We start from the raw sequence: 12,327 nt of genomic DNA on the forward strand, positions 1-12,327 counted from the left end.
CCCCTTATCCGATGTTCGACAGTTTCAGCAATTGGCGCAGGTCGTTGAGCAGGTCCTTGCCGTTGACCTCCGCGCCATAGCGCAACACCAGGTTGCCGTGCGGGTCGACGATCCACAGTTGCGGCAGTTCTATGCCCGGCGCCATTCGGTGATAGCGCTTGAGGTCCAGCGGATAGCGCTGCAACTGCGGGTATTCGCGGGTCAGTCTGGCGTCGTATTCAGGGTTCAGCGGCTGGGCTGTGGTCAGCGCGTGGCTGGCCCGTGAGGCATCTCGCCCCAAACCGATCTGGATCTGCCGCGCCAGGTACACCAGTTGCTGGCAGTCGGCGTCGCACTGCTCGGGCGCCGTGACCAGCAGTTGCCAGCGCTTCTCGTCGGACTGCACGCCCAGCTCCGTGCGGCTTTCGCCATTGCCGATCAGTTCGCCATGAAAGCTGCGGCTGTCCGGCACCCAGAATTTGAACTTGTACATGGTGGTGGCGAGCACCATCGGCCCGAGTGCCACGAGCAACACCAGAATCAGCTGAAGACGACCGCGACGCCGGTTCTTCGGCGGACGGGTTTCAGACATGCTGGCTGGATTCATCGCTGTTCCCATGCGGTTTCTCCTTCTTTTTATTGTGCTTGTCTGTGCGCCTGGCAGTTCGGGTCGTGTTGAAACCCAGATACAGATAAAGCCCGACCAGCGCGGTGGCCATGGCGAACCATTGCACGGCGTAACCCAGATGTTTTTCAGGCCCCATCGCCACCACCGGCCAGTCGGCGCGATACGCCGCAGGCCCTGCTTCCAGGCGCAGTTCATGGGCGAAGCCTTCGCGGTTCAACTCAGGCCAGACCTTGGCGGGATCGATGGCCGTGACGAGTTTTGGCCAACTGCCGCTCTGTGCGTCGGGATGCAGCTGGAAGGTCGCACCGGGCGAGACGTAGACCCACGCGTCCAGATTCAGCGCTTGCGTGGGCGTCTCGAAAACGGGGGGCGTGCGACGATCAGGCCAAGGCAGCCAGCCGCGATTGACCATCAGCCACACACCGCTCAATTGGTCGTGGAAGGGCTGGATCAGCTCAACGCCGGCCTTGCCATCACGGGTGCTGTTGTCCAGCAGCAGGCTGTGTTCGGCGTCAAAGCTGCCACGCAGTTGTACCCGGCGATACGCGGGATCGGCGGTAGCGGGCAATAACTCGGCCGACATCGGTGGCGCGGCGCGGCGCTCGGCGTAGGTGGCGAGCATGATGCGTTTTTCTTCGCCGCGTCCCAGCTGCCAGAAGCCCAGGTAAATCAGCACCGGCAGCAACAGAAGCACCACCAGCGTGGGCGCAATGCCGGGCCGAAAGCGCTTCATTACGCTTCCCGCGCCTGCTGAAGCGCCCCACCTATACTCCTTTGCATAGCGTTTGCTCCCGGAGTGACGAAATGCTCAAAGCGGCCATTGTTTTTATGCTCATCGCCACGGTGATCAGCCTGTTCAGCGGCCTGTTCTTTCTGGTCAAGGACGACGCGTCATCCACCCGCCTGGTTAAAGCCCTCACTGTGCGGGTGACCTGCGCCGCCATTACCCTGGCGTTGATTGCCTACGGGTATTTCAGCGGGCAACTGGTTTATCACACGCCTTGGTAATCAACGCCGTCCTCTTGTAGGAGCGCGGCTTGTCCCGCGATCGCGCCGGGGTCGCGTCCGACCGACCCGCCGTAAAACCTGCGCACTCGGTATCTCAGGCTGACCGCGTTTACCGGATTCGCTGCCGCTTCGCGGCAGATCGCGGGACAAGCCACGCTCCTACAGGTCTGGGTGAAGGCCAACTTTCCGGCGTTCACAAGACATACACGAACACGAACAAGCCCACCCACACCACATCCACAAAGTGCCAATACCAGCTCGCCGCTTCGAAACCGAACTGATGCTCGGCATCGAAATGCCCGCGCAGGATCCGCATCAACATCACAAACAGGATGATCGTGCCGATGGTCACGTGGGCGCCGTGAAAACCCGTGAGCATGAAGAAAGTCGCGCCATAGATGCCCGACCCCAAGGTCAGGCCCAGTTCGGTGTAGGCCTCGTGGTACTCCATGGCTTGCAGCGTCAAGAATGCGAGACCCAGCAAGATGGTCAGCGCCAGCCAGAGTTTCAGCGCGCCCCGATGGCCTTTCTTCAATGCGTGATGAGCGATGGTCACCGTGACGCTGGAGCTGACCAGCAACACCGTGTTGATCAGCGGCAAATGCCAAGGGTCGATGATCTCTTTGGGCGGCGGGAACAGTTTCGGATCAGGCGTATGCAGCAGCGGCCAGACGTACTGAAAGTTCGGCCACAGCATGTGCGCAATGCCCTTCGGACCTTCGCCACCTAACGCGGGCCCGGCAATGTTGCGCACGTAGAACAATGCGCCGAAGAACGCCACGAAAAACATCACTTCCGAAAAGATGAACCAGCTCATACCCCAACGGAACGACCTGTCCATCTGTGCGCTGTACAACCCCGCTCGGCCTTCCTTGATCACCGTGCCGAACCAGCCAAACATGATGTAGGCCACGACCAGGCCGCCAATCGCGAAGAAGATCGGCCCGTGGGATTCACGTCCCGCCTTCATGTCGATGAACCAGGTGCCCAGGCCGTACATGGTGATGAACATGCCGACTGTGGCGATGATCGGCCATTTGCTCTGCGCCGGAACGTAGTAATGCTCATGCGTTGCCATCTTCTGAATCTCCTCGGCCTTATCGGCCTAACCACCCGATGCCGCAACGGGGCGGACAACGGGCGGCATGCGAGCGGTGATATCGAACAGCGTGTAAGCGAGCGTCAGGTGTTTCACATCCTTGGGCAGGTCGCGATCGACGATGAAGCGCACCGGCATCTCGATGCGCTCGCCCGGTTGCAGCATTTGCTGGGTGAAGCAGAAGCATTCGGTCTTGTGGAAATACACGGCAGCGGTGCTGGGCGAGATGCTCGGGATTGCCTGCGCCGTCATTGGCTTGTCGGTCGGGTTCTGCGCCACGAAGAGCATTTCGCTGACCGCGCCAGGGTGCACCGTCAGCTCTTGGGCCTTGGGAAAGAAACCCCATGTCATGTCGGCATTGTTGGTGGCCAGAAACTGCACCCGCACCTGACGGCTGTCATCGACCTGTTGGGTCTGCGTGTACTGATCCCCGGTCTTGCCGTTGATGCCCAGCGCCTTGCACATCACGTCATACAGCGGCACCAGCGCGAAACCGAACGCGAACATCGCCACCACCAATATCAGCAGGCGGGTGACGAGTCGCTTGTTCGGGCGCGGTGTATCGCTCATCTCACGTCGCTCTCTTATTTGACTTCCGGCGGCGTCACGAAGGTGTGATACGGCGCAGGCGAAGGCACCGTCCACTCCAGCCCGTCGGCGCCGTCCCAAGGTTTGGCCGGTGCTGGCGGACCGCCACGGATGGTCTTGATCACGATGAACAGGAAGAAGATCTGCGTGGCGCCGAACGTAAACGCGCCGATCGAAGAAACCATGTTGAAGTCGGCGAACTGCAGGTTGTAGTCCGGTACCCGACGCGGCATGCCCGCCAATCCGACGAAGTGCATCGGGAAGAACGCCATGTTCATGCCGATGAAGGACAGCCAGAAATGCAGCTTGCCCAAGGTTTCGTCGTACATGTGGCCGGTCCATTTCGGCAGCCAGTAATAGGCCGACGCGAAGATGCCGAAGATCGCACCCGGTACAAGCACGTAGTGGAAATGCGCGACGACGAAATAGGTGTCCTGGTACTGGAAGTCAGCCGGCGCGATGGCCAGCATCAGCCCGGAGAACCCGCCGATGGTGAAGAGGATCACGAAAGCCACGGCAAACAGCATTGGCGTCTCGAACGTGAGTTCGCCTTGCCACATGGTGCTGACCCAGTTGAACACCTTCACCCCGGTCGGCACGGCGATCAGCATGGTCGCGTACATGAAGAACAATTCGCCCACCAGCGGGATGCCGACCACGAACATGTGGTGCGCCCAGACGATAAACGACAGGAACGCGATGCTCGCCGTGGCATAGACCATCGAGGTGTAGCCAAAAAGCGGCTTGCGCGAAAACGCCGGAATGATCGAACTGACCGCGCCGAATGCCGGCAGGATCATGATGTACACCTCAGGGTGCCCGAAGAACCAGAACACATGCTGGAACAACACCGGATCACCGCCACCCGCCGCGCTGAAGAAGCTGGTGTGGAAGTGAATGTCCATCAGCATCATGGTCACGCACCCCGCGAGCACCGGCATCACCGCGATCAGCAGGAACGCCGTGATCAGCCAGGTCCAGACGAACAGCGGCATTTTCATCAGGGTCATGCCGGGCGCGCGCAGATTGAGGATGGTGGCGATGACGTTGATCGCCCCCATGATCGAGCTGATCCCCATCAGGTGAATGGCGAAGATGAAATAGGTGACGCTTTCCGGCGCGTATGTCGTGGAGAGCGGGGCGTAGAAGGTCCAGCCAAAATTGGGTCCGCCGCCCGGCGTGAACAGGGTCGACACCAGCAGCAGGAACGCCGCAGGGAGGAGCCAGAAACTGAAGTTGTTCATGCGCGGCAACGCCATGTCCGGCGCGCCGATCATCAGCGGGATCATCCAGTTGGCCAGCCCGACGAAGGCCGGCATCACTGCACCGAACACCATCACCAGCCCGTGCATGGTGGTCATCTGGTTAAAGAATGCTGGCTCCACGATCTGCAAACCGGGCTGGAACAGTTCGGCACGGATCACCATGGCAAACGAGCCGCCGAGCAGGAACATGCAGAAGCTGAACCACAGGTACAGCGTGCCGATGTCCTTGTGGTTGGTGGTCAGCACCCAACGCATCAGGCCCTTGGCCGGACCATGCGCATGGCCCTCGTGGCCATGGTCGTCAATCACTGCACTCATGTCCTGTCTCCTGCGCAAATCTCGCGCCAAGCTCTGAATCCGGTGAAGATACACACCCCTGTGGGAGCGAATTCACTCGCGATGCTGTGGTACAGCCGATCAATAGGTATCGGATGTACCGCCCTCTCGCGAATGAATTCGCTCCCACAGGTTTCCCGGCGTGCTTGCTTTATTGCGTTCATTTCGCGGCCGCCTGTTTGAGCGCCAGCACGTCTTTCGGGGTCACCATGTCGCCCTTGTTGTTGCCCCACGCATTGCGTTCGTAGGTCACGACGGCGGCGATATCGACTTCCGATAGTTGCTTGCCGAACGCAGCCATCGCGGTGCCCGGCCGGCCGTTGAATACGGTGGCGAGGTGTTCTTCTTTCGGGCCCAACACGGTTTTTGAGCCTTTGAGCGCCGGGAACATCGGTGGCAGGCCCTGACCTTCGGCCTGGTGACAGGCCACACAGGTGGTGTGATAGACCTTGTCGCCTTGGGCAACCAGCTCTTCAAGCGTCCAGTCCTTGCTGGTCAGCTCCTTGAGTTTGGCGGATTCAGCCTTGCGCTCGGCTAGCCAGGTGTCGTAATCGGCCTGGGTCTTGGCCTCGACCACGATGGGCATGAAGCCGTGATCCTTGCCGCACAGTTCCGAACACTGGCCGCGATAGATCCCGGGTTTCTCGATCCGGGTCCAGGCCTCATTGACGAAACCGGGAATGGCGTCGCGCTTGACCGCGAACGCAGGCACCCACCAGGAGTGGATAACGTCGGCGGCCGTCACCAGAAAGCGGATTTTCACACCCACAGGCACCACCAACGGCTGATCCACCTCAAGCAGGTAGTGCTCGCCCTTGGCTTCCTTGTTGTGGATCTGATCGGCGGGAGTGGCCAGGTTGCTGAAGAACTCGACGTCCTGACCCAGGTATTTGTACTGCCACTTCCACTGGTAACCGGTGATCTGGATATCCAGACCCGATTCAGTGTTGTCATACATTTGGATCAGGGTCTTGGTCGCAGGGATTGCCATGACGACCAGAATCAACAAAGGCACGACGGTCCAGAGAATTTCCACCGTGGTGCTTTCATGAAATTTGGCGGCAACCTGCCCGGTTGAGCGCCGATGAACGATCATCGACCAGAACATCGCGCCGAACACGATGATCCCGATCACCACACATATCCAGAAAATGGTCATGTGCAGGTCAAAGACCTCGTGACTTACCTCGGTCGCTCCAGGTGCCATATTCGTGGTCCAGGCGGCATGCGCCTGACCGAATATCGACCACAACAGGAGGCCCATCCAGACATGTGGATGTCGCATCATTGCGGGTTCCCCTCTTGTTCTTCTTATTAGCCAGCAGTCATTTCAGGCGGGGTGAAAACGATGCCGAGCGCAGCGTCGTCACAAGTGCCTGTGCGGGCGAGGGAGCGGTCAAGTAAGCAGCTAGAGGACCGGGGCCAGGCCTGCGTCACATTCCAGTTTCATCAGCCAACTCATCACAAACCCGAGTATAGACACGGGCAATCCGTCCGCAATGCACTGGAGAATCCGCAAAATCCAGCTATACGCACGCGCATTTACTGAAAAAAAACGAGAGAAAACGGGGAAAAGTGGCCTTTTAATAGCGGATGCACATAACCATGAAGTGGTTATGACAATTACGTCTTAGCGTCGTTGATAAGCAAGCTAACGTATGACTTCCCTATAATGACCGCCTGGTTTTATTGCCTTATGGAGCATCCATGAACACCGCCGCATTGCGCGAGCAGATCACACGAGCACAGGAACACGAGACCCAGACCGGTCAGTTATTGCGCCAACTCGAATCGCAACTTCCCCATCTGCACCCTGCCATCCATTTGCCCGATGTCGATGCCAGAGGTGTACTGGCGCGTTTTGTGATCGCTTATATCGAACAGGTTCCGGATTTGCTGGACGCCGCCCACGACGTGGCGCTGCAAGCCGGGATCGACAGCCAGATCAAACCCGTGCTGAAAATCGCCGAGCAGTTCTTCAGCGCACCGCCAGCAATCATGGACGGCCATGAAGGCCTGGATGGCCTGCTCGACGAAGCCTACCTCGCTCATCGTCTGGTGGAAGAGGTCAACGACCTGTACATCGTGCATTTCGGACAGCCGCTGATCCCGGTGAACACGACCGTCGCCAGCGTCATCGCGCATCAGTTGATCGGTGAGGACTTCGCCAACCAGCTCGATGAAGTGGTGCATCACGCCATCGATGAATTGCTGGACGAGGACAGTTTCTCGCTGGAGTCGGTAGAAGCCTACCGCGACCAGCTCGCCAGCCCGGACACCGAAGCGGCCTGGAAGCGCTGGCCGAGTCTGTCTCGCCAGCTAGGGGTAGGGCTTGAGATGGAATGCACCAAAGATTGACGGGGTTGGGGTCATAACGCAGGCATGATGCCGCAACGCGATTCCCGTGGGAGCTTGCCCGGTATAACTTGTGGGAGCTGCCGGAGGTTACGACGGTGGCGAATGCGGTCTTTGGGCCGGCAGAGGTGTGTTGACTGCCCCGGCCCCTTCGCGACCCTCGTAACCTCGGATTGCTCCCACAGAGACCGCGTGTTCGCCATCGACACCCAGCCTTTTGGGGCTGCCCGGCACAGAACCTTTGGAGGCATCCGGCACAGACCCTGTGGGAGCTGCCGGAGGTTACGACGGTGGCGAATGCGGTTTTCGGCCGGCAGAGGTGTGTTGACTGCCCCGGCCCCTTCGCGACCCTCGTAACCTCGGATTGCTCCCACAGAGACCGCATGTTCGCCATCGACACCCAGCCTGTTGGGGCTGCCCGGCACAGAACCTTTGGAGGCATCCGGCACCGACCCTGTGGGAGCTGCCGGAGGTTACGACGGTGGCGAATGCGGTCTTTTGGCCGGCAGAGGTGTGTTGACTGCCCCGGCCCCTTCGCGACCCTCGTAACCTCGGATTGCTCCTACAGAGACCGCGTGTTCGCCATCGACACCCAGCCTTTTGGGGCTGCCCGGCACAGAACCTTTGGAGGCATCCGGCACAGACCCTGTGGGAGCTGCCGGAGGTTACGACGGTGGCGAATGCGGTCTTTTGGCCGGCAGAGGTGTGTTGACTGCCCCGGCCCCTTCGCGCCCCTCGTAACCTCGGATTGCTCCCACAGAGACCGCGTGTTCGCCATCGACACCCAGCCTTTCGGGGCTGCCCGGCACAGAACCTTTGGAGGCATCCGGCACAGACCCTGTGGGAGCTGCCGGAGGTTACGACGGTGGCGAATGCGGTCTTTTGGCCGGCAGAGGTGTGTTGACTGCCCCGGTCCCTTCGCGACCCTCGTAACCTCGGATTGCTCCCACAGAGACCGCGTGATGCGATGGATACCGCCCGGCACAAACCCTGTGGGTGTTGCCCGACACAAATCCTGTGGGAGCGAGCTTGCTCGCGAAGAGGCCAATACAGTCGACATCCATCTGTCGGCTGTCATGTCGCTTCGCGAGCAAGCTCGCTCCCACGGGGAATGGTGGAGGGCTGCCTCACTCTGACATCAATGCAACGCCGCGCCACCAATCGACGTCCGGATCCGCCCTTCAACGCGCCGCTTGAGCAAGCGCTGTTCCAGCAATAAGCGCGAGCCTTGCGCGGCATTGGCGCGCCCCCATTCCTCCAGCAACTCAAGACAGGAATGGTCGATGTAACTCAGGTTACTCAGCGGTACGTGCAGCGTTGTGCCCGGCGGCACCGCCCCCAGCGCCTGGGTCAGCGCCGGAACCTTGAGGAACGTCGCGGCGCCGTTCAGACGCAACTCCATCTCTCCCTCGGCCTCCAGGTCCACGAGGTTAATCTTCAGACGGGATGCATTGAGCGCCAGCTTCACCAGTGTCAGTCCGAAGCCAATCAGCACGCCGGTCAACAGATCCGTCAGGATGATCGCCGACGCTGTCGCGCCGTAGATGAACATCGGCATCCGGCCATAACGACCCAGACCCCGCAATGCCTTGAGGTCCACCAGTTTGAAACCGGTGTACACCAGCACGCCCGCCAGACTCGCCACCGGAATGCTTTGCAGCACGCTGGACAGCAGCAACACGAACGCCAGCAGCCACAGGCCGTGGAACATCGCCGAGAGGCGCGTTTTCGCACCGGCTTGCACGTTGGCCGAGCTGCGCACGATCACGCCTGTCATCGGCAGCGCGCCGACCAGACCGCAGAGCATATTGCCAACACCTTGAGCGCTGAGTTCCTTATCGAAATCCGAACGCTGGCCGTCGTGCATGCGATCCACCGCAGCAGCGGACAACAGCGTCTCGGCGCTGGCAATGAATGCCACGGCGATGGCCGCGATCAGGATCGCAGGGTCAGCCAGGTTCAGCAGGTCGGCAGGGCGCAGCCAGTCGATGGCTTCAGCGAGGTTGGCCGGCACTTCCACGCGCTTGACCTGCAAACTCATGAACAGACTCACCGCCGTGGCAATGCCCACGCCCAGCAGCGCACCTGGCACAAAACGCAGTGCATGAGGCCGGCGCTTTTCCCACAACCACATCACAGCGATGGTGCCCAGGCCGAGCAGACCGGCTTGCATGCCGCTGCCCGGACCGACAGCGCCCAACAGGGTCTGCGGGAAGGCGATCAGGTTATCCAGACCGGAGGGTTTGGGCCCGCTGTCGAACATCACATGGGCTTGGGATAGCACGATTAAAACACCAATCCCGGCGAGCATCCCGTAGACAACCGCAGGCGCCGTCACGCGAAACCAGCAACCGAGCTTGAAGCGGCCCGCCAGCAGTTGCAGGGCGCCGGCCAACAGCAGAATCGGCCCGAGCATCGCCATCCCATGCTCACGAACCAGCTCGAACACCAACACCGCAAGACCTGCCGCCGGACCGCTGACCTGCAACGGCGAACCCGCAAGCCAGCCGACCACCAGGCCGCCAATGATGCCGGTGATCAGGCCTTTGGCTGGCGGCATGCCCGAGGCGATGGCGATACCCATGCACAGTGGCAGGGCCACCAGAAACACCACCACGGAAGCCAGCAGCTCCCGTGGTAACAAGGATTTGAGATCAGTAGTAGCCATGACGACTCTCCGGTAAATCTTCAGACGTGACAACGCCCGACGGCACGCGCAAAGCGCGGCCGCTACGAGCTTGAATGAGGTTCGAACCGTCAGTTGTGAAGTGGATTCACAGGCTCTTGGGTGTGATCAGTCGCTGATCGTCAATAGCGCTTTCGAGGCGTCGCCATTGGAATGGAGTGTTCGCCGTCGAGGGGCAGGAATGTCCCTTGCTCGGCATCGTACGCCCGGATTTCACTGGTCTCGATGTCGTACACCCAGCCATGAATGAACAACTGCCCGGCGGCGATCTTCGAGGCCACCGAAGGATGCGTCTGCAAATGGCGCAATTGCGCGATAACGTTTTCTTCGGTCAGCACGTGCATGGTTTCGTGCTCGCCCGTGCAGCTGCAATTGTCCTGCACAACGGTCTTGGCGACTTCGGCATGACGCAGCCAGGCTTTTACCGTCGGCATCTTCTCCAGGGTGTCCGGGTTGAGTACGGCACGCATGGCGCCGCAATCGGAATGTCCGCAAATGATGATGTGCTGCACACCCAGCGCCAGCACGGCGTACTCGATGGCGGTTGAAACGCCCCCGTTCATCGGCCCGTAAGGCGGTACGACGTTGCCCACGTTACGCGTCACGAAAAGATCGCCCGGCGAGCTTTGGGTAATGAGCTCAGGAACGATGCGCGAATCGGCACAGGTAATGAACATCGCTCTTGGATGCTGTGCCGTCGCGAGTTTCTTGAACAGCTCTTCCTGCTGCGGGAAAACGTCATGGCGGAAATGCTTGAAGCCATCAACGATGTGCTGCAGCGCTACATCAGCGGACTCTGTAGTCGAAGCGCCTGCCGAGGCGGCCGACTGCGGCTTATCCTGGTTACTCATGTCTGATCCTCACTGTCGGATTGAAGTGGATTTTCCCGTGTTTCCCGGTGGACGACCCACTTTTTTCTGGCATTACGGACAATTCCCTTTGCACGCGACCAGCCGGTCACTTGCGGTTACCCTAACGGCCCAAACTTAATTGAAACTGAATGCATCGCTCTAGACCGCGGGTCTTGCTTAAGAAAATCTTAATCTCGGCAAGTCTGCAGGCGCGTGGCTTGTCCCGCGATTGCTTCGGGGTCGCTTCCGAAGGTAGCCGTCGTGCTACCGCTTCGCGGCAGATCGTCCGGATGCGGCCCAGAAACAGCCACGCGCCTACAGATCAGCCGCAATACAGTTAAGACGCCACTCGAGTCACAACAGCGACATCTGCCCACCCGGAGGACAGAACGCCTCGCAATCGAGTTTGAAACTGTCTCGCGCGTTCAGGCCCAGTTTCTTCACCGCAATACTGTAGCGCTGTGCCAGCAGCTCTGCGAATACTCCTTCGCCGCGCATTCGCGAACCGAAGCGGCTGTCGTACACCTGACCGCCACGACTCTGCCGGACCAGGCTCATCACGTGCTCGGCCCGTTGCGGATAGTGCGCCTGCAACCACTCCTCGAACAGCGGCGCGACCTCCAGCGGCAGCCGCAGCATCACGTAGCTCGCACTCAAGGCACCGGCGGCCTTGGCCTCGCTCATCAGCTTTTCAAGTTCCATGTCGTTGATCATGGGAATGATCGGGGCCAGGAGCACGCCCACGGGCACACCGGCGTCGCGCAGCACCCTGATGGCCCGCAATCGGGCCTTGGGCGCCGCCGCTCGCGGTTCGAGAATGCGTTTGAGCTCGTCGTCCAGTGACGTCAGGCTGATGAACACCGATACCAGGCGTTGCTTTGCCAATTCCGCCAACAGGTCCAGATCGCGCAGAATCAACGAACCTTTGGTGATGATCGTCACCGGATGACGGTAGCGCAGCAGCACTTTCAGCGTGGCGCGAGTGATCTTGTACTCACGCTCGATGGGCTGATACGGGTCGGTGTTCGCGCCCAGGGTGATCGGCGCAACACTGTAGCCCGGCTTGGACAATTGCTGCTCAAGCAACGCCGCAGCGTTCGTCTTGGCAATCAGCTTCGTCTCGAAATCCAGCCCCGGCGACATGTCCCAGTAGGCATGACTGGGCCGCGCGTAGCAGTAGATACAGCCGTGCTCACAACCACGGTAAGGATTGATCGACCGATCGAAAGGAATGTCCGGCGAGGAATTACGCGCAATGATGCTTTTGGCGGTTTCCAGCGTGACGGTGGTGCCTTGAGTGACAGGGACCTCCTGATACCAGCCATCGTCCTCGGCCACTGATCGATTCGGCGCAAAACGATTATGCGGATTGGTGGCGGTGCCGCGACCGCGCGGGGGCAATGAAGTGGACATGCGATCAATCCCGATAACTGTTTATACATACAGTACAGCGGAAATTCGACGCCCTCCACGCTTGCGCCGCAGAAAGGTCGGTTCGCTGATGAGCGGCAGCTACCCGTTCCACAAAGTTT

At 60.1% G+C, this 12,327-nt stretch carries 11 protein-coding genes; 2 read left to right on the plus strand and 9 right to left on the minus strand.

Features of this window, described 5'->3' with window-relative positions; genetic code table 11:
• Positions 1 to 4: 4 nt before the first annotated feature.
• Positions 5 to 598: a hypothetical protein gene (locus tag ABDX87_RS13510; protein WP_346833276.1), complete on the minus strand. Its 594-nt coding sequence runs from the start codon at positions 596 to 598 to the stop codon at positions 5 to 7.
• Positions 564 to 1,340: an SURF1 family protein gene (locus ABDX87_RS13515; protein ID WP_346833277.1), complete on the minus strand. Its 777-nt coding sequence runs from the start codon at positions 1,338 to 1,340 to the stop codon at positions 564 to 566. The genes ABDX87_RS13510 and ABDX87_RS13515 overlap by 35 nt, the downstream gene beginning before the upstream one ends.
• A 71-nt stretch (positions 1,341 to 1,411) precedes the next feature.
• Between ABDX87_RS13515 and ABDX87_RS13520 the strand changes: the two genes are divergently transcribed.
• Positions 1,412 to 1,615, plus strand: coding sequence for a twin transmembrane helix small protein (locus ABDX87_RS13520; protein ID WP_074757527.1), 204 nt, complete (start codon positions 1,412 to 1,414; stop codon positions 1,613 to 1,615).
• Between the two features lie 193 nt (positions 1,616 to 1,808).
• Here ABDX87_RS13520 and ABDX87_RS13525 read toward each other — a convergent pair whose 3' ends face one another.
• The 4 genes from ABDX87_RS13525 to coxB form a co-directional block, all read right to left on the minus strand.
• A complete protein-coding gene (locus tag ABDX87_RS13525) occupies positions 1,809 to 2,693 on the minus strand; it encodes a cytochrome c oxidase subunit 3 (protein ID WP_346833278.1) in 885 nt (294 codons plus the stop codon).
• Between the two features lie 27 nt (positions 2,694 to 2,720).
• Positions 2,721 to 3,284, minus strand: coding sequence for a cytochrome c oxidase assembly protein (locus tag ABDX87_RS13530; RefSeq protein ID WP_346833279.1), 564 nt, complete (start codon positions 3,282 to 3,284; stop codon positions 2,721 to 2,723).
• A gap of 14 nt (positions 3,285 to 3,298) precedes the next feature.
• Positions 3,299 to 4,885, minus strand: coding sequence for a cytochrome c oxidase subunit I (ctaD, locus tag ABDX87_RS13535; RefSeq protein ID WP_346833280.1), 1,587 nt, complete (start codon positions 4,883 to 4,885; stop codon positions 3,299 to 3,301).
• Between the two features lie 178 nt (positions 4,886 to 5,063).
• The gene (coxB, locus tag ABDX87_RS13540) at positions 5,064 to 6,191 is read right to left on the minus strand and encodes a cytochrome c oxidase subunit II (RefSeq protein ID WP_346833281.1); all 1,128 of its coding nucleotides are present in this window, start codon (positions 6,189 to 6,191) and stop codon (positions 5,064 to 5,066) included.
• A gap of 419 nt (positions 6,192 to 6,610) precedes the next feature.
• Here coxB and ABDX87_RS13545 point away from each other — a divergent pair, with 419 nt between their 5' ends.
• Entirely contained in the window at positions 6,611 to 7,261 is a 651-nt protein-coding gene (locus ABDX87_RS13545) for a hypothetical protein (protein WP_346833282.1), read from the plus strand.
• Between the two features lie 1,135 nt (positions 7,262 to 8,396).
• Here the strand turns inward: ABDX87_RS13545 and ABDX87_RS13550 are convergent.
• The 3 genes from ABDX87_RS13550 to ABDX87_RS13560 form a co-directional block, all read right to left on the minus strand.
• Positions 8,397 to 9,926, minus strand: coding sequence for a SulP family inorganic anion transporter (locus tag ABDX87_RS13550; protein WP_346833283.1), 1,530 nt, complete (start codon positions 9,924 to 9,926; stop codon positions 8,397 to 8,399).
• Positions 9,927 to 10,066: 140 nt separating this feature from the next.
• Positions 10,067 to 10,795, minus strand: a complete 729-nt coding sequence (locus ABDX87_RS13555) for a carbonic anhydrase (RefSeq protein WP_346833284.1) — start codon at positions 10,793 to 10,795, stop codon at positions 10,067 to 10,069.
• A 354-nt stretch (positions 10,796 to 11,149) separates the two neighbouring features.
• On the minus strand, positions 11,150 to 12,208 hold the full coding sequence (locus ABDX87_RS13560) for a PA0069 family radical SAM protein (RefSeq protein ID WP_346833285.1): 1,059 nt from the start codon (positions 12,206 to 12,208) through the stop codon (positions 11,150 to 11,152).
• Positions 12,209 to 12,327 lie beyond the last annotated feature (119 nt).

It is taken from the genome of Pseudomonas abietaniphila (assembly GCF_039697315.1).
GTDB classification, from domain to species: Bacteria; Pseudomonadota; Gammaproteobacteria; order Pseudomonadales; family Pseudomonadaceae; genus Aquipseudomonas; species Aquipseudomonas abietaniphila_B.